This is a genomic window from Streptomyces thermocarboxydus (assembly GCF_024760485.1).
In the GTDB taxonomy this organism is placed as follows: Bacteria; Actinomycetota; Actinomycetes; order Streptomycetales; family Streptomycetaceae; genus Streptomyces; species Streptomyces cellulosae.
This window is the reverse complement of record NZ_CP058273.1, coordinates 161,676-177,986: the sequence shown is the minus strand read 5'-3', so window position 1 is coordinate 177,986 and position 16,311 is coordinate 161,676. Positions and strand designations below refer to the sequence as shown.

Here is a 16,311-nt window from a genome sequence, read left to right as displayed (position 1 = left end):
CCGCGTGCCCCGGTCAGTTGATACCGCTCGGCGTCGGCGACGGCGTGAGCCCCGCCAGCACTTCCTGCAGCCGCTGCGTGCCCTGCTTGACCGCGGCCGACGTGGTGTCGTGGTCGGCGCCGTCGAGACCGCCGTTGGTGACCGTGATCGCGTCCGCGCCGATCTGCACGGCGGCGACGTCCAGGCTCAGCGTGACGGGGTCGCCGTTGCTCTCGCCCTTCACCGTCACGGTCAGCCCCTGCCGGTTGTCGCCGGCCTGCGGCAGCGACGTCTCGATGACCTGCACCGTGCGCTCCCCGGCGTCACCGCCGGTCAGCGTGAACTGGTCACAGGCGTCGGGCAGCTCGCTCAGCCACTGCATGGAGTCGTCCAGCTCCGCCTTGTCGTACGCGGCGACCTGGTACAGCAGCCGGGAGTCGCCCTGCTGGAAGCCCGTCACGGCGGAGGCCCCCGTGGGCTTGCCCAGCAGCGTCTCCTGGAACAGCGCGTCGACCAGCCGCTGGCAGTCCTGCACGTCGCTCTGGCCGTCGACGAACGCGGCCACGTCGACGCTGCCCACCAGCAGGGTGTCCCGCCACTCGCGCGGGTCCCGCACCTGCGTCCAGTCGTCCTCGATGTCCGCCGGGGTGATCAGCGCGTTCCGGGCGCCCTCCTCGCTGAGGTCCGACGGTGACTCCGAGGCGGCGGGCGAGGTCGTCTGGGCGGCGGCGAGGCCCCGCTCGGCGACCGTGGACGAGGCGTCCGACTCGGGCGAGGCGCTGCTGTCCGAGCCGGAGCAGGCGGCCGTGGCGAACAGCGTGCCGGCGGCCAGGGCGGCGGCCAGGACGCGGGCCGGCCGGACGAGCGGGCGAGGGGTGGTCACGTGTGCCTCCTGTGGGACGGACGGTCCGCCCGGCGCCGACGCGCACCGGGCACGCTTGCTCCCCCCGGCCTCCCACAGCACCACCGCTCGGCCCGGGCGACCAGCGCAGCGGAGGCATACAGGTGAGACCAGGGGGAAGACGGGCCCGTGGCCCCGCCCGGAGGCACACCCGGAACGGCGGCCGTGACGACCCCAACGGGCGCCTCTGCCACGGCGCCCGCACGGGAACGCTGTTACGTTCCCGGTGCACCGTTCTGTCCGGAAAGGAACGAAGCCACGTCCCCCACCGACAACGGCCCGACTCCGCCCCCCGAGGCGGCCAAGCGCCATCCGACCCTGTTCCGTGCCATCCGCCGCCGGCGGAACCCGCCGCTGCGGCGCTCGGACATCACGGTGACGGACGAGCGGGCGGTCAAGCGCGCGGTGAAGGCCGCCTCGCTCGGCAACGCCATGGAATGGTTCGACTTCGGCATCTACGCGTACCTGGCCGGCACCATCGGCCGCGTCTTCTTCCCCTCGGGGAACGAGACGGTGCAGCTGCTGTCGTCGTTCGCCACCTTCGCCGTGGCGTTCCTGGTGCGACCGCTGGGCGGCATGGTCTTCGGACCGATGGGCGACAAGATCGGCCGTAAGAAGGTCCTCGCCCTCACGATGATCCTCATGGCGATCGGCACGGCCGCGATCGGCATGCTGCCCAGCTACGCGGCGGTCGGCTTCTGGGCGCCGCTGCTGCTGATCCTCTTCCGGCTGCTCCAGGGCTTCTCCACCGGCGGCGAGTACGGCGGCGCCTCCACCTTCATCGCGGAGTACGCCCCCGACCGGCGGCGCGGCTACTTCGGCAGCTTCCTCGAGCTGGGCACGCTCGCCGGCTACACCGGCGCGGCCGCCCTGGTCGTGGCGCTCACCGCCTGGCTCGGCTCCGACACCATGGACGCGTGGGGCTGGCGCATCCCCTTCCTGGTCGCCGGTCCGCTCGGCATCGTCGGCATCTACCTGCGGCTCAAGCTGGACGACACCCCCGCCTACCTCAAGCTGGGCGAGGGCAACGTCCACGTCTCCGACGCCGCGAACCATGTCGAGACCACCGCCCGCGGCGACCTCGCCAAGATCTTCCGGCATCAGTGGCGGCCCCTGGTGCTGTGCATCGCCCTGGTCGGCGCGTACAACATCACCGACTACATGCTGCTGTCGTACATGCCGACGTACCTGTCCGACGAGCTGCACTACAAGGAGTCGCACGGGCTGCTGATCCTCGTCGCCACCATGGTGGTGCTGATGCTGATCATCAACCAGGTCGGCAAGCTCAACGACCGCTACGGGCGCAAGCCGCTGCTGATGACCGGCATGCTCGGCTTCCTGATCCTGTCCGCGCCGGCGTTCGTGCTGGTGCAGCAGGGCAGCCTGATCGCGGTGTCGGCCGGCATGCTGATGCTCGGCCTGTCCCTGGTCTGCCTGCTCGGCACCATGTCGGCCGCGCTGCCCGCCATGTTCCCGACGCCCGTGCGCTACGGCTCGCTGTCCGTCGGCTACAACCTGTCGGCCTCGCTCTTCGGCGGCACCACCCCGCTGGTGATCACCGCGCTGATCGGCGCGACCGGCTCGGACATGATGCCCGCGTACTACGCGATGGCGGCCGCCCTGGTCGGTGTGATCTCGGTGGCCCTCATGAAGGAGACGGCGCAGCAGCCGCTGGAGGGCTCCCCGCCCTCGGTGCAGACCGAGGAGGAGGCCGCGGCGCTGGTGCAGGCGCAGGCGCCGACACCGAAGTTCTGACGCGGGCGGCCGACGACGTGGCGAGGGGCGGGTGCACGACACCCGCCCCTCGTCGCGCCCGGGCGCGGTCGCAGCGCCGCGAGCGGACCGTCCGGAAACCTCCGCGTCCGCATGCACGGAAGGCACCCCGGCGTGCGGAAGTAATCGGGTCGCGCCTCGGCGGAGCCGCGTCCTACCCTGCGCGTCATGGCAAAGGCACCCGTTCTCACACCCCGGGCGGACGACTTCCCCCGCTGGTACCAGGACCTGGTCGGCAAGGCCGAACTGGCCGACAACGGGCCGGTGCGCGGCACCATGGTCGTCCGACCGTACGGCTACGGCCTGTGGGAGCGGATGCAGCAGGAGCTGGACGCCCGGATCAAGGCGGCCGGCGCGCAGAACGCGTACTTTCCGCTCTTCATCCCCCAGTCGTACCTGGCAAAGGAGGCCGAGCACGTCGAGGGCTTCGCACCCGAACTGGCCGTGGTCACCCATGGCGGGGGCAAGGAGCTGGAAGAGCCCGTCGTCGTCCGCCCCACGTCCGAGACGATCGTCAACGACTACTTCTCCAAGTGGGTGCAGAGCTACCGTGACCTGCCGCTGCTGATCAACCAGTGGGCGAACGTGGTCCGCTGGGAGCTGCGGCCCCGGGTGTTCCTCCGTACGACGGAATTCCTGTGGCAGGAGGGCCACACGGCGCACGCCACCTACGAGGACGCCCGGGAGTACGCCGCGCGCATCCACCGGGAGGTGTACGCCGACTTCCTGGAGAACGTCCTCGCCATGGATGCCGTACCGGGCCGCAAGACGGTCAGGGAGCGGTTCGCCGGCGCGATCAACACGCTCACCCTGGAAGGCATGATGGGCGACGGCAAGGCCCTCCAGCTGACCACGAGCCACGAACTGGGCCAGAACTTCGCCAAGGCGTTCGAGACGCGCTATCTGTCGAAGGACGGCCGTGAGGAACACGTCTGGCAGACGTCGTGGGGTTCCACGACCCGGATGGTCGGCGCCCTGGTGATGATGCACGGCGACGACCACGGCCTTCGCGTCCCTCCGCGTCTGGCCCCGGTCCAGGTGGTCGTCCTGGCCGTCAAGGGCGACGACGCGGTCCTGGACACGGTCCGCGGGATCGGCGACCGGCTGAAGGCGGCCGGCCTCCGCGTCCACGTCGACGACCGCACCGACACGCCGTTCGGCCGCCGCGCGGTCGACTGGGAGCTCAAGGGGGTGCCGGTACGCGTCGAGGTCGGGCCACGTGACGTGGAGAACGGGACCGCCGTGCTGGTCCGCCGCGTGCCGGGAAGCAAGGAGCCGACGCCGATCGGGGCACTGCTCGAGATCCTGCCCTCGGTACTGGAGGACGACCAGGCGCTGCTGCTGGCACAGTCCCGTCAGCGCCGCCACGACCGCACCGTCGAGGTGACCACGGTCGAGGAGGCCGCGGAGGCGGCGCGCACCGGCTGGGCGCGCATCGCCTGGGACACGCTGGGCGTGGAGGGAGAGGCCAGGCTCGCCGAGCAGGGCGTCACCGTGCGGTGCCTGGTCGCCGAGGACGGCTCCGTCCCGGAGAGCGACGACCAGCACGGCAACATCGCCGTGGTGGCACGCGCCTACTGACTCCGTGCGAGCGGCGGAATAGGGGACCGGGGGCCGCTGTTACACCTGCTGCCTGACATGCGCGAGTCATTCGACTCGGGCGGTGACGGCGGAAGGAGCACCTCATGGCACGCAGCACGGCACGCCCGGTCGTCAAGCTGAAGTCCACGGCCGGCACCGGCGTCACCTACGTGACGCGCAAGAACCGTCTGAACGACCCCGACCGGCTGGTCCTGCGCAAGTACGACGCGGTCGCCGGACAGCACGTCCTCTTCCGCGAGGAGCGCTGACGCGAGGAGCGCCTGGGCGCCGAACGCGCGCGAGAGCGTTCGGGCAGCCGGCGAAGCACGTCCACGCGAGGTCGTCGACGCACACACCGCCTCCGCCGCTCCCGGCGGCGGAGGCCGCGAGAAAGGACACCCATGAGGCATGGCATCCACCCCGTCTCCCGTCCGGTCGTCTTCCGTGACCGCGCGGCAGGGTTCCAGTTCCTGACCCGCTCCACCCTCGACTCCGACAGGACGGTCGAGTGGGAGGACGGCACGACGTACCCGGTCGTCGACGTGGAGATCTCGTCGGCGAGCCACCCGTTCCACACCGGCACGGCCCGCGTCCTCGACACCGCGGGACGCGTGGAGCGCTTCGAGCGGCGCTACGGCGCCGCGGCAGCCGGCCGCTGACCGGAACCGGCCCTCACCAGGGCCTTCTCATTAGGAGTACGTGATGAAGGTACGCAAGTCCCTGCGTTCGTTGAAGTCCAGGCCCGGCGCCCAGGTGGTGCGCCGCCGGGGCGTGACCTTCGTGATCAACAAGAAGGACCCGCGCTTCAAGGCCCGCCAGGGCTGACGAGCCGCAGGCGCCACGACGTCCGGACGGCCCGGCACCGCACAGCGCGGTGCCGGGCCGTCGGCGTGTCCCCGTACCGCACAGTGCGGTGCCGGGCCGTCGTGTCCCCGTACCGCGCGGGGCCGTCCGTCGGCGTGTCCCCGCGCGAGCGCCCGGCCGTGCGGGGACACCGGCGCACGGCCAGGATGGGAGGGACGTCGCGGGACCGGGCCGGTGTGCCGTCCCGGCGGGGCGCACGGCAGCCGGGAGGCGGAGATGACGGTGAACCGGGTCGGCATGGTGGTGCACGGCGGACACCCCGAGGCGGTGGCGGCCGCCGGCACGGTCCGCGAGTGGAGCGCGGACCACGGCATCGCCTGCAAGGACATCGACGTGTGGGACACCGGCGAGCGGCGCAGCGCCCGCCAGGAGGTGGCCGCCGCGGGCGACCCCGACCTGGTCGTCACCCTCGGCGGCGACGGCACGTTCCTGCGCGGCGCCCGGCTGGCCGCCGCCGCGGACGCCCTGGTCCTCGGCGTCGACCTCGGCCGGGTGGGCTTCCTGACCGAGGTGCCCATGACCGACGTGCGCTCCGCACTGGACGCGGTGTACGAGGGCCGGCACGACGTCGAGGAGCGGATGATGCTGACGATGCGCGCCTCACGCCGCCTCGAGGTCCCCTCCGACATCGAGGCGCTCATGCGCTACGGACGCGGCCCGCTGCTGCCGCCGACCAGCGTGCGTCCCGACTGCGAGTCGGGCGGCGAGTGGGGCGTCCCGCTGGACGTGGCCGCACTCAACGACGTGGTCCTGGAGAAGCTCGCCCGGGACCGGCAGATCTCCGTCGGCGTCTACATTTCCGGCAGGCTGCTCGCCTCGTACTCCGCCGACGCGCTGCTGGTCGCGACCCCGACCGGCTCGACGGCGTACAGCTTCGCCGCAGGCGGGTCGGTCGTGTCGCCGCGCGCGGAGGTGCTGGTGTTCACGCCGGTCGCGCCGCACATGGCGTTCAACCGCTCGGTCGTGGCCGCGCCCGACGAGGCCGTCGGGCTGCGCGTCCTGGAGCGGTCCGGGCGGGCGGCCGTCAGCGTCGACGGCCAGGTCCGCGGCGTCATCGGCCCGGGCGACTGGATCGGCGTGTACGCGTCCCCGCGCAAGCTGCGCGCCGTACGCCTCGGCCCGATGGACTTCTACGGCCGGCTGCGCGAACGCATGAACCTCACCGACGCGCCGGCGGCGGTCGCCGACGGCACGCCCGCCCCGCTGTGGCCGGTGAGCACCCCTCCGCCGGGCGACCTGGCCCACCTCGCCATGCCGGAGAGCCCGGTGGCGCAGCCCTGACACCCCGTGCGTGTCAGTGGACGAGAGCCTTGACGGTCGTCAGATCCTCACCGGTCAGTTCGGCGATCCGGTGCGCCGGAACGCCGGCCGCGACGGCACGGGTGAGCAGTGCCTCACGGCCCTCGGTGCTGGAGCGGTAGGCGAGCAGTTCCTCCTCCATCTTGGCGACGTCGTAAGGGGCGTTGAGCTGCCGCACGCGGATCAGCTCCTCGTCCCCGAGGGGAACGGGCAGCCGCTCGGCGTCCTCCGGAATCGCGGAGGTCTCCTCCGGCGGCAGCAGCCGCAGCCCCGGCGACGTCACGGTGACGCCCTGCGCCTCCAGCCACGCCCGCACGGCCGGCGTGTCCAGGAAGGACGCGTCCTCCACGGCGGCGAGCGGCACACCCAGCGACACGGCGGGGTCGTCGAACAGCACCAGATAGGCGTCGTCGGTCATGGTCGGTACCTCCTGCAAGGGCGTGTGGTCCCACTCCGTGTGGTCCCGCTCCGGTGGACCTCCCTCTACCCCTGATCGGGCGGTCCACGACAAGGCGTCACCCTCCGGGGCGCGGGACCGCGCGATCGGGTGCGGTCCACACGGCTGCCGTTCCGTGCCTGCCGATCGCCCGCGCCTGTGCGGAGGTTGCGCGATGGCGTACCGTTCGGCGGGGGCGGCCTCTCGGAATCCCGGGGGCGAGGACGTAAGCCCCTCTCACACAACGCCTTCCCCGGTCACCTTGTAACCGGGAACGGAAGGCCAACGGACCGTCAGCACCACGGACTCCTCCTCCGCGTACCAGGAATGATCGACACCCTTGCCCCACACGACGTAGTCCCCCTGCTCGGCCAACAGGACGCTGCGCCCGGGCAGTTCCACCCGGAAGCGCCCGCTGACGAGGACCAGCAGCGCGGTGCGCTCCTCGCCGGTCACCCACCGGGCCCGCTCGTCCCCCTTCGGGTGGACACCCCACTTGATCTCCACGTCCTCACTGTGACGGGGATCGGAAGCATCCTTGAAATGCCCCAGCAGCCACCCCCGGTCCAGCGCGGCATCCTTGCCGGCGTTGCCCACGTACACGCTGTCGGTCATGGTGACGGACGGTAGCAGCCGCCCCGCCGCAGTGCCCCCGGCCCGGGCCTCTAGTCTGCTGGGGTGATCGACTATGACGAGTCCGGCGTCCTCGTGGTCCAGGTGGCCGAGGGTTTCCTGCTGTCGGAACCGATCCGGCCGTACGAGGGCGACTCTTCGCTCTACTTCCTCGTCCAGGCTCGCGGGCGCTGGGGGAGCGTCGGGACCAGCGTGGAGACTTGGAACGGCGACGGCCTCGACACCTTCCTCGCCTCACTCGCGGGAGACTTCCGTGGCTGGCGAGGAGCGCGCACTTGGCACTCGCTCTGCGACGACCTGACCCTCTCGGCGGAGCACCACTCCGGTGGCCATGTCCGACTGACGTGGGTGATCAGCGACGGGGCGCCCACGGAGGAATGGCGGTTCGAGACCAGCACATGGCACGAGGCAGGGGAGGACATGCGCACCCTGGCCGCGGACATCCGCGCGTTCATCACGAGCGTCGCGGACTGAGCTCGGCCTGCGCCCGCCGTCTGTGCCGGCGGTGGATCGAACGAGTTCGGCGCGGGATTCCGCCTCCATCCGTGCGCACGGGGCCGCCCAGTGATCAGAGGGGCCGGCGAGGCGCCGCGAGTACGTCTGTGAGTACCTTCTCGAGCGTGACGCCGGCCAGTTCGTGTCTCAGGGTCTCCTCGATGTCCTGGTAGATGTCCCGCAACGCCGGCTGGATGCCGTGACCCACCACGCACCCCTGGTCCGGGGTGGTGCGGTGCATCGCGAACAGCGGGCCGGGTTCCACTGCCTCGTACACGTCGAGCAGGGTGATCGACCCCAGTTCGCGCGCCAGCGACCAGCCCGCGCCCGCGCCTCGCCGGGACTCCACGAGCCCGGCCCTGCGCAGCTCGCCGAGCAGCCGCCTGATCACCACGGGGTTGGTGTTCACGCTGGCAGCGATCCCCTCGGAGGTGGCGACCTCGTGGCCCTGACGCTGGTAGAGACCGATCCAGGCCAGCGCGTGGGCGGCGATGGTCAGCCTGCTGTTGGCGCTCATGATGCCTCCTCCGATCGCAATGATCCACGTTACGACAGTGCAGTCGTAACAGTGAAGGTTGCGACAATCTGTTGTAACAATTACTGTTGCGACAGTTGAAGGGTCGCTCAGTGGCAAGCGCGGGCCGTGGGCGTGCTGCGAACTCAGAGGAGAGCAGGAATGGAAAGTAACGAAAAGATCATTCGTGAGGCTTACCGGCTCGCGGAAGGGAACATCCTCGACGGTGACGGTTTCCTGGCCTTGTTCACCGAGGACGGGTCGTTCAACGACATGTCGACCTCGCAGACTTTCCGCGGGGAGCAGATTCCTCAGGTGATCGCGGGTCTCGCCCGCTCGTTCCCCGATGTGCACCGTGAGCTGCTCGCGGTGCACGCGTTCGGTGATGTCGTCGCCGTCGAGTTGCGCATCCAGGGCACGCATCTCGGAGGGTTTCCGACTCCGGCCGGCGAGATCCCGCCGACCGGGAACCGGATCGACGTGCCGGCGGCGGACCTCTGGTACCTCCGTGACGGAAAGATCGAAAGGTTCAACTGCTACAACTTGATGAGCGTGTGGCTTGACCAGATCGGGGTCCACCCTGACTTCAAGGCCGCAGTCGAAGCCGGCGGGGCGGCAGCCGCGACGGCGTGACTCCGCTGTTCAGCGTCGAGTGTGCGACAGGGAAGTCCCTTCAGCGGGCCGCACACCCGGCGCTGCTTCTTGAACAAGGGCCTCATGACATGTGCGGACCAGACATGCGTCCGCCGTGCCTGCTGGGGAGGGTCTCCTCGGCCTCGATGGCCACCAACCAAGGCACGATCGCGATCGGCTCCGCCCTCGGGGGCTTCCTCGGATCGGCCATCGGCACGCGCCCCACTCCGTGGGTGATGACGGCTCCCCTCGCCCTCACCTGAATGCTCCTGGCGCTCAGCCCCGCGGGCAGGGCACGCGAACTGCCGCTCGCCGCCGTCCCGGCACGGCACACCGGGCCGGCGGCCGACGCGCCGTCCCCCGCCTGACCGCACGGCTCGTCGCACACGAGTGGGGCGCGGCACACGCGCCCGCGCCCCACCTCCCCCGCACCGAAGACCCCTACCGCTCGTCGACCTCCCGGTCGAAGTCCCGCGCGCAGTCCTGCCGTTCGCTCTGGCTGTTCGCCTGCTCGATGCAGTCCTGGTAACTCTTGAACTCGTCGCTGTTGATCACCGCCACGCCCATCGCCAGCAGCACCGACGACACCACGAGCGCCAGCGCACCCAGCACCGCGCCGACGACCGCCATCGTCCCGTTCGTCGCCACGCCTCGTCTGCCGCGCCGGAAGCCGAGCACGCCGAAGATCACGGCCAGCAGGCCCAGCACGATGCCGCCGAGCGCCGTCCAGAACAGCAGGACGCCCACGATGCCCAGGACCAGCGCCGCGATGCCGAAGCCGTTGCGCCGTTCACCTGTGCCTGCCGGCTGTCCGTGCCCCGTGGGCTGATCATGCCCCGCCGGTCCGCCGTAGCCCATCTGCTGCCCGTGGCCCGTCGGCTCGTGGTGTCCGTGTGTCGAAGTCATCCGCGGCTCCGCTTCGTATGAGGGGTCGTCAGGTGCACTCGCCCCGTCCGTGTGCCCGGACCCGCCGTCCACATGCCGCACCGCCACCACGACGTCCATGGCCGGCACCACGGAGTGACCCCGCCCACCCCCTGTCCCGCATTCCTCCCTTGTGCCCTCACCTGCGCCACCCCTACGATGAATGCGCTTTCATGACCATCGCCAGCACCCCACCCACACCCTCCGCGCGCACAGACCAGGGATGACCCCCATGAGTACCGCCCCCACGGTGTACGACGTGGCCGAACGCTCCGGCGTGTCCATCGCCACCGTGTCCCGCGTCTACCGCAACCCCGACTCCGTGCGCGCGCAGACCCGTGAGCGGGTGCTCGCCGCCGCGCGTGACCTCGGCTACGTGCCCAGCGGCAACGCGCGCGGACTCGCCAGCCGCTCCACCGGCGTCCTCGGCCTCTGCTTCCCCGACTACGCCGACCCGGACACCGACGCCGAGGACGACGACGCGGCGATGCTCTACTCCGACCAGATCATCCGCGGCATGGAACGCGCCGCCCGCCGGCACGGGTACGCCCTCCTCATCGCCGCCTCGCTCAAGGGCGGTCCTGAGAGCCTCGTCGCCAAGGTCGCCGGGCGGGTCGACGGCTTCGCCGTGATGGCCCGCACCGTGCCCACCGAGGAACTCGAAGGCATCTCCCGGCGCCGCCCCGTCGTCATGCTCGCCGGGCCCCGCGAGGAGGGCGACCACCTGGACCACCTCGACCACATCGAGGTCGCCAACTTCGACGGACAGCGTGAGCTGACCCGCCACCTCATCGAGGACCACGGCCTGCGCCGGCTCGCCTTCGTCGGCTCCGCCGAGGAGTCCCCGGACGTCGAGGCCCGCTTCCAGGGCTTCCTCGTCGCCTGCCGCTCCGCCGGCGTCGACACCCCCGGGGAACCCGCCGTGCGCGCCGCCATGATGACCCAGGCAGAGGGCGCCCGCGCCGCCGACGCTCTCTGCGACCGCGACGGCGGGCCCCCGCAGGCCCTCGTCTGCGCCAACGACCAGATGGCCGTCGGCGCCCTGCACGCGCTGGAGCGCCGCGGCCTGACCGTGCCGGACGACGTCGCCGTCACCGGGTTCGACGGCATCCCCCTCGGCCGGCTCGTCCGCCCCACGCTCACCACCGTCCGCCAGCCCATGCTGCGGATGGGGGAGGAGGCGGTCGAACTCCTCGTACGCCGTCTCAGCGGCACACCCGGCACCGATCCCGTCTCCCTGATGCTCCCCGTCACCGTCGCCCGCCGCGCCAGCTGCGGCTGCGGCCCCGAGGAGCAGACCTCCGTCGCCATCGGGGCCTGACGGCCGCCCCCCGCGAGCCGGCGGCACACGCGGTCGCCCCCGCACCCGTACCGCGGCGCCCACACTCGCGCCCCGCCCCCAGGGCGAGCGGACGGCTCCTGCACCTGCCTGAACACCTCCACCACACCCCGTTCACCACACCCCCACGGGACGTATCTCACACCCGCTTCCGTACGCCCCACCCCCGCCTTAGGTTGCTGACAGGGCCCTGTGCCCGTCCCCGGGGGTGTCCGCCTGTCGCGACGAACAGCGCGCAGGTGAACGCCCCTTTTCCGTGCCCTCCCTCGCCCGCGAAGGGCGCACCGCGGCCGTTACCGGAGTGTGACCAGGCTCCCCCTTGCCACGGCGGAACCCCTCCTACAGAGTCATGTATGCGCTTACAGAATGCGCATACATCAGGAACGCTCGAGGAGGAGCAGTCCATGCACCGCGCCACACCTGCCGCGATCGCCCTCACCGTGGCGTCCGCGCTCACCCTCACCGCCTGCGGCGGCTCCGGTGGCGCGGACGTGGACGCCGACGCCGAGCAGACGCTCACCGTCTGGGCCATGGGCACCGAGGGCGAGAAGCTCGCCGAGGTCGCCGACGTCTACAAGAAGTCCCACCCGAACATCACCGTCAAGGTGACCCCGGTCGGCTGGGACGTGGCGCACCAGAAGCTCGTCGCCGCGGCCGCCGCGGGCAAGCTGCCCGACGTCATGCAGATGGGCGGGACCTACCTCGGCGAGTTCGCCGACATGGGCGTCCTCGAGCCGGTCGACACCCAGACCGTGAAGAAGGGCGACTTCTTCCCCGCCGCCTGGGAGCAGGCCTCGTACGACGGCGAGACGTACGGCGTCCCCTGGTACGTCGACACCCGCGTCCTCTTCTACCGCACCGACCTCGCCCGCAAGGCCGGTGCCGCCAGGCCGCCCGCCACCATGGACGAGCTGCTGAAGGCCGCCCAGGCCCACCAGGACAAGGCGAAGACCAAGTGGGGCCTGTCCATCCAGCCGGGCGGCCTGGACACGGTGCAGAGCTTCTACCCGTTCCTGTACTCCGCCGGCGGCGAGATCATCGACGAGGACGGCAAGGCCGCCGTCAACAGCCCCGAGGCGGTCAAGGCGCTGGAGACCTACGGCGAGTTCTTCGCCAAGGGCGTCAGCGAGAAGGCGGTCCGGCCCGGCTACGACGTGACGAAGGACTTCAACACCGGCGACGTGCCGATGTTCTTCGGCGGTCCGTGGATCATGTCGCTGCTCGACGAGAACTACCCGGACATCAAGGGCAAGTGGGCCGTCGCCCCCGTCCCCGCCGACAAGGAGTCCGTGTCGATGGCCGGCGGCTCCAGCCTCGCCGTGTCCGCGGACAGCGAGCACAAGGCCGCCGCCAAGGAGTTCGTCTCCTTCCTCACCGACGCCAAGGGCCAGTCCGACTGGTACGAGCGCACCCGTGACCTGCCCGCCAACCAGCAGGCCTGGGAGACCGGCACGCTCGCCACCGATCCCAAGCTGAAGGTGTGGCGCGAGCAGATGGAGACGGCGCGGACCACGCCGTCCCAGCCCCGGCTGACCGAGATCACCTCCAAGGTGGACTCGGCCATCGAGTCGGTCACCCAGGGCAAGTCCAGCGCCAAGGCCGCCCTGGACAAGGCGCAGGCCGAGATCGAAGGGCTCGTGGAGTAACCGGCATGCCCCCGCTGACCAAGGCGGCCGCCGACCCCGCGGCCCCAGTGACCAAGACCGGCCCGGACGGGCCGCCGGGAGACGGGCGGCGTCCGCGCCGCCCGCTCGGCCGGCACAACCTGTACGGCTGGCTGTTCTCCACGCCGTTCCTGGTGCTGTTCGCCGTCTTCATGGCGTTCCCGATCGTCGCGACGCTCCTGATGAGCTTCACCGACTTCGGGGCCCGCCACGTCACCCGCCCGCTGGAGGCGGAGTTCGTCGGCCTGGAGAACTACACCAAGCTCTTCGAGGACGACCGCTTCCTCACGGCCCTGTTCAACACGGCGTACTTCGTGGTCGTCGGCGTGCCGCTGACCATCCTGCTCGGACTGCTCGTCGCGATCCTGCTGAACAACGGCATCGACCGCGCCCGCACCTTCTTCCGCGTCGGCTTCTACGCCCCCGTGGTCACCGCCATCGTCGCGGTCGCCGTCGTCTGGCGGTTCGTCCTCGACCCGTCCGACGGACTGATCGCCGGCCTCGCCGCCGAACTGGGCATGACCGCACCGGACTTCCTCGGCTCCGAGACCTGGGCCATGCCCTCGCTCATCGCCATGGCGGTGTGGCGCAACCTCGGCACCGTCATGGTGCTGTTCATCGCCGGCCTCCAGGCCGTCCCCGCCGACGTGCGGGAGGCCGCCCGGCTCGACGGCGCCGGCGCCTGGCAGGAGATGCGCCGCATCACCGTGCCGCTGCTGCGGCCCACCATGCTCTACGCCACCGTCATCACCACCATCGGCTACCTCAACGTCTTCGAGGAGCCGTTCGTGATGACCCAGGGCGGCCCGTCCGACGCGACGCTGACGGTGTCCCTGGACATGTACCGCGAGGGCTTCAACTTCTTCCACATGGGCTATGCGAGCGCCATGGCGTACGTGCTGTTCGTGGTCATCATGGGCATCACGGTGCTCCAGCTCCGACTGCTGAAGGACAACACCCGATGAGCGCCCCCACCACGACCGCGCGCCCGGTGCCCGCGCAGGACCGCCCCGGCGGCCGGGGCCGCGTCCGCACCCCCCTGCTCTACACGGTCGCCTCACTCGGTCTGCTGGTGATGTCCGCGCCGTTCCTGTGGATGGCGCTGTCCGCCTTCAAGACCCGCCGTGACCTCACCGCGAGCCCGCCGGTGTGGATCCCCTCCGAGTGGACGCTGAGCAACTTCACCGCGCTCCTCGACCAGCTCGACATGCCACGGTACTTCCTGAACAGCCTGATCGTGGCCGTACTGGTCACGCTGTGCAACCTGCTGTTCTGCTCCATGCTCGGCTACGCCCTGGCCAAGCTGCAGTTCACCGGCCGGTCCAAGGTGTTCGGCGTCGTCCTGGCGGCCCTCATGGTCCCGGGCAACCTGCTGATCCTTCCGCTGTACGTGCTGATGACCGAGCTCGGCCTCATCGACACCTACGCCGGGCTCGTCCTGCCCTTCGCCGCCGGGGCGTTCGGCGTGTTCCTGATGCGGCAGTTCATGCAGTCCATCCCCGACGAGCTGCTGGAGGCGGCCCGGATCGACGGCGCCGGCGAGTGGTACATCTTCTGGCGCATCGTGCTGCCGCTGGTGAAGCCCGCCCTCGCCACGCTGACGATCTTCACGTTCCTCGGCTCGTGGAACAACTTCGTCTGGCCGCTCATCGCGACCAACGACCCGGACAAGTACACCCTGCCGGTCGCCCTGGCCACCTTCGCCAACGATCCCAACCGGACCGTCGGCGGCGGCAACGGCATGCTGATGGCGGGCTCCCTGCTCGTCGTCCTCCCGGTGCTGCTCGTCTTCGTGGTCCTCCAGCGCCACTTCACCCAGGGCATCGCGACCGCCGGACTCAAGTGACCGGTCCCGCCCGCCCGTCACACCGGCACCGCACCACCCCCACCAGAGAGACAAGGACGATGACGCGTACCTCCCTGCCCTTCCCCGACGGCTTCCTGTGGGGGGCGTCCACCGCCGCCCACCAGATCGAGGGGAACAACGTCAACAGCGACTGGTGGCGGAAGGAACACGACCCGGCGGCGAACATCGCGGAACCCAGCCTGGACGCCTGCGACAGCTACCACCGCTGGGAGCAGGACATGGACCTGCTCGCGGAACTCGGCTTCACCGACTACCGGTTCAGCGTCGAGTGGGCCCGCATCGAGCCGGTGCCCGGCACCTTCTCGCACGCCGAGACCGCGCACTACCGGCGCATGGTCGACGGCGCCCTCGCCCGCGGGCTGCGGCCCATGGTCACCCTGCACCACTTCACCGTGCCACAGTGGTTCGAGGACCTCGGCGGCTGGACCGCCGACGGCGCGGCCGACCTGTTCGCCCGCTACGTCGAGCACTGCGCCCCGATCATCGGCAAGGACGTCCGGCACGTCTGCACCATCAACGAGCCCAACATGATCGCCGTCATGGCGGGTCTGGCCAAGACCGGCGACCAGGGCTTCCCGCCCGCGGGGCTGCCCACCCCCGACGAGGAGACCACCCACGCGGTCATCGCCGCCCACCACGCCGCCGTCAAGGCCGTACGGGCCATCGACCCGGACATCCAGGTCGGCTGGACCATCGCCAACCAGGTGTACCAGGCGCTGCCCGGCGCCGAGGACGTCACCGCCGCCTACCGGTACCCCCGCGAGGACGTCTTCATCGAGGCCGCGCGCGGCGACGACTGGATCGGCGTGCAGTCCTACACCCGCACCAAGATCGGCGCCGACGGCCCGATCCCCGCGCCCGAGGACGCCGAGCGCACCCTCACCCAGTGGGAGTACTACCCGGCCGCCGTCGGCCACGCCCTGCGCCACACCGCGGACGTCGCCGGCCCGGACATGCCGCTGATCGTCACCGAGAACGGCATCGCCACCGCCGACGACGCCCGCCGCGTCGACTACTACACCGGCGCCCTGGAAGCCGTCTCCGCCGCGCTCGAGGACGGTGTGAACATCCACGGGTACCTGGCCTGGAGCGCCCTCGACAACTACGAGTGGGGCTCCTACAAGCCGACCTTCGGCCTGATCGCCGTCGACCCGGTCACCTTCGAGCGCACCGCCAAGCCCTCCGCCGTATGGCTCGGCGAGATGGGCCGCACCCGGCAGCTGCCGCGCGCCGAACGCTGAGCCGAGCGGCGCGCCCCGGCGCGCCGCCCCCCGGACCCGGGAGCCGGTGGGCCCCTGACACCCACCGGCTCCCGCACCCGCCGCAGCACCCCGCACCACCCGCACCGCACGACGCCCGACGGCCGGCGCCCCGCCGCCGCCACCCCGCCCTTCCCCGAAGGCAGGCAC

At 71.1% G+C, this 16,311-nt stretch carries 18 protein-coding genes; 13 read left to right on the top strand and 5 right to left on the bottom strand.

From position 1 onward, the window contains the following. Positions 1-13 precede the first annotated feature (13 nt). Positions 14-862, bottom strand: coding sequence for a hypothetical protein (locus tag AY578_RS00840; protein WP_258901634.1), 849 nt, complete (start codon positions 860-862; stop codon positions 14-16). A gap of 336 nt (positions 863-1,198) precedes the next feature. Between AY578_RS00840 and AY578_RS00835 the strand changes: the two genes are divergently transcribed. The 6 genes from AY578_RS00835 (at position 1,199) to AY578_RS00810 (ending at position 6,379) form a co-directional block, all read left to right on the top strand. After that, positions 1,199-2,635, top strand: coding sequence for an MFS transporter (locus tag AY578_RS00835; RefSeq protein ID WP_258907166.1), 1,437 nt, complete (start codon positions 1,199-1,201; stop codon positions 2,633-2,635). A 186-nt stretch (positions 2,636-2,821) separates the two neighbouring features. After that, a complete protein-coding gene (gene proS, locus AY578_RS00830; RefSeq protein WP_028958872.1) occupies positions 2,822-4,234 on the top strand; it encodes a proline--tRNA ligase in 1,413 nt (470 codons plus the stop codon). A 104-nt stretch (positions 4,235-4,338) separates the two neighbouring features. After that, positions 4,339-4,503: a 50S ribosomal protein L33 gene (gene rpmG, locus AY578_RS00825; protein WP_006130960.1), complete on the top strand. Its 165-nt coding sequence runs from the start codon at positions 4,339-4,341 to the stop codon at positions 4,501-4,503. Between the two features lie 132 nt (positions 4,504-4,635). After that, complete coding sequence (locus AY578_RS00820; protein ID WP_019525783.1) at positions 4,636-4,893, top strand: type B 50S ribosomal protein L31; 258 nt, start codon at positions 4,636-4,638, stop codon at positions 4,891-4,893. 43 nt (positions 4,894-4,936) lie between these two features. Further along, a complete protein-coding gene (gene ykgO, locus AY578_RS00815; protein WP_019525784.1) occupies positions 4,937-5,059 on the top strand; it encodes a type B 50S ribosomal protein L36 in 123 nt (40 codons plus the stop codon). A 255-nt stretch (positions 5,060-5,314) separates the two neighbouring features. Then, positions 5,315-6,379: an NAD(+)/NADH kinase gene (locus AY578_RS00810; protein WP_019525785.1), complete on the top strand. Its 1,065-nt coding sequence runs from the start codon at positions 5,315-5,317 to the stop codon at positions 6,377-6,379. A gap of 13 nt (positions 6,380-6,392) precedes the next feature. On the opposite strand, the gene AY578_RS00805 is transcribed toward AY578_RS00810, so the two are convergent. Next, positions 6,393-6,815, bottom strand: a complete 423-nt coding sequence (locus tag AY578_RS00805) for a DUF6003 family protein (RefSeq protein WP_161107575.1) — start codon at positions 6,813-6,815, stop codon at positions 6,393-6,395. Positions 6,816-7,070: 255 nt separating this feature from the next. After that, positions 7,071-7,448: a cupin domain-containing protein gene (locus AY578_RS00800; RefSeq protein ID WP_215188865.1), complete on the bottom strand. Its 378-nt coding sequence runs from the start codon at positions 7,446-7,448 to the stop codon at positions 7,071-7,073. A 63-nt stretch (positions 7,449-7,511) separates the two neighbouring features. Between AY578_RS00800 and AY578_RS00795 the strand changes: the two genes are divergently transcribed. Continuing rightward, positions 7,512-7,940 (top strand): DUF6228 family protein, encoded by a 429-nt coding sequence (locus AY578_RS00795; protein WP_019525788.1) that lies wholly within the window; start codon positions 7,512-7,514, stop codon positions 7,938-7,940. A gap of 94 nt (positions 7,941-8,034) precedes the next feature. Here the strand turns inward: AY578_RS00795 and AY578_RS00790 are convergent, their stop codons facing one another. Further along, entirely contained in the window at positions 8,035-8,478 is a 444-nt protein-coding gene (locus AY578_RS00790; RefSeq protein ID WP_019525789.1) for an Rrf2 family transcriptional regulator, read from the bottom strand. Between the two features lie 159 nt (positions 8,479-8,637). Here AY578_RS00790 and AY578_RS00785 point away from each other — a divergent pair, with 159 nt between their 5' ends. After that, entirely contained in the window at positions 8,638-9,108 is a 471-nt protein-coding gene (locus AY578_RS00785; protein ID WP_019525790.1) for a nuclear transport factor 2 family protein, read from the top strand. Between the two features lie 441 nt (positions 9,109-9,549). On the opposite strand, the gene AY578_RS00780 is transcribed toward AY578_RS00785, so the two are convergent. Continuing rightward, positions 9,550-10,014, bottom strand: a complete 465-nt coding sequence (locus AY578_RS00780; RefSeq protein WP_251143371.1) for a DUF4190 domain-containing protein — start codon at positions 10,012-10,014, stop codon at positions 9,550-9,552. 250 nt (positions 10,015-10,264) lie between these two features. Between AY578_RS00780 and AY578_RS00775 the strand changes: the two genes are divergently transcribed. The 5 genes from AY578_RS00775 (at position 10,265) to AY578_RS00755 (ending at position 16,143) form a co-directional block, all read left to right on the top strand. Further along, positions 10,265-11,353, top strand: a complete 1,089-nt coding sequence (locus AY578_RS00775; RefSeq protein WP_028958877.1) for a LacI family DNA-binding transcriptional regulator — start codon at positions 10,265-10,267, stop codon at positions 11,351-11,353. Positions 11,354-11,775: 422 nt separating this feature from the next. Then, a complete protein-coding gene (locus AY578_RS00770; RefSeq protein ID WP_028958878.1) occupies positions 11,776-13,017 on the top strand; it encodes a sugar ABC transporter substrate-binding protein in 1,242 nt (413 codons plus the stop codon). Positions 13,018-13,022: 5 nt separating this feature from the next. Then, positions 13,023-14,000, top strand: coding sequence for an ABC transporter permease subunit (locus AY578_RS00765; protein ID WP_019525795.1), 978 nt, complete (start codon positions 13,023-13,025; stop codon positions 13,998-14,000). Then, positions 13,997-14,881 carry a carbohydrate ABC transporter permease gene (locus AY578_RS00760; protein ID WP_019525796.1) on the top strand — a complete coding sequence of 295 codons (885 nt, stop codon included), beginning with the start codon at positions 13,997-13,999 and terminating at the stop codon, positions 14,879-14,881. Before AY578_RS00765 ends, AY578_RS00760 begins: the two co-directional genes overlap by 4 nt. Before the next feature lie 59 nt (positions 14,882-14,940). Continuing rightward, on the top strand, positions 14,941-16,143 hold the full coding sequence (locus AY578_RS00755; protein WP_019525797.1) for a glycoside hydrolase family 1 protein: 1,203 nt from the start codon (positions 14,941-14,943) through the stop codon (positions 16,141-16,143). Positions 16,144-16,311 lie beyond the last annotated feature (168 nt).

Coding starts and splice junctions, on each gene's coding strand:
- rpmG (WP_006130960.1), top strand. CDS start 4,339: ATGGCACGCAGCACGGCACGCCCGGTCGTCAAGCTGAAGTCCACGGCC.
- AY578_RS00805 (WP_161107575.1), bottom strand. CDS start 6,815: ATGACCGACGACGCCTATCTGGTGCTGTTCGACGACCCCGCCGTGTCG.
- AY578_RS00770 (WP_028958878.1), top strand. CDS start 11,776: ATGCACCGCGCCACACCTGCCGCGATCGCCCTCACCGTGGCGTCCGCG.
- AY578_RS00820 (WP_019525783.1), top strand. CDS start 4,636: ATGAGGCATGGCATCCACCCCGTCTCCCGTCCGGTCGTCTTCCGTGAC.
- AY578_RS00785 (WP_019525790.1), top strand. CDS start 8,638: ATGGAAAGTAACGAAAAGATCATTCGTGAGGCTTACCGGCTCGCGGAA.
- AY578_RS00780 (WP_251143371.1), bottom strand. CDS start 10,014: ATGACTTCGACACACGGACACCACGAGCCGACGGGCCACGGGCAGCAG.
- AY578_RS00755 (WP_019525797.1), top strand. CDS start 14,941: ATGACGCGTACCTCCCTGCCCTTCCCCGACGGCTTCCTGTGGGGGGCG.
- AY578_RS00800 (WP_215188865.1), bottom strand. CDS start 7,448: ATGACCGACAGCGTGTACGTGGGCAACGCCGGCAAGGATGCCGCGCTG.
- ykgO (WP_019525784.1), top strand. CDS start 4,937: ATGAAGGTACGCAAGTCCCTGCGTTCGTTGAAGTCCAGGCCCGGCGCC.
- proS (WP_028958872.1), top strand. CDS start 2,822: ATGGCAAAGGCACCCGTTCTCACACCCCGGGCGGACGACTTCCCCCGC.
- AY578_RS00810 (WP_019525785.1), top strand. CDS start 5,315: ATGACGGTGAACCGGGTCGGCATGGTGGTGCACGGCGGACACCCCGAG.
- AY578_RS00790 (WP_019525789.1), bottom strand. CDS start 8,478: ATGAGCGCCAACAGCAGGCTGACCATCGCCGCCCACGCGCTGGCCTGG.
- AY578_RS00760 (WP_019525796.1), top strand. CDS start 13,997: ATGAGCGCCCCCACCACGACCGCGCGCCCGGTGCCCGCGCAGGACCGC.
- AY578_RS00775 (WP_028958877.1), top strand. CDS start 10,265: ATGAGTACCGCCCCCACGGTGTACGACGTGGCCGAACGCTCCGGCGTG.
- AY578_RS00765 (WP_019525795.1), top strand. CDS start 13,023: ATGCCCCCGCTGACCAAGGCGGCCGCCGACCCCGCGGCCCCAGTGACC.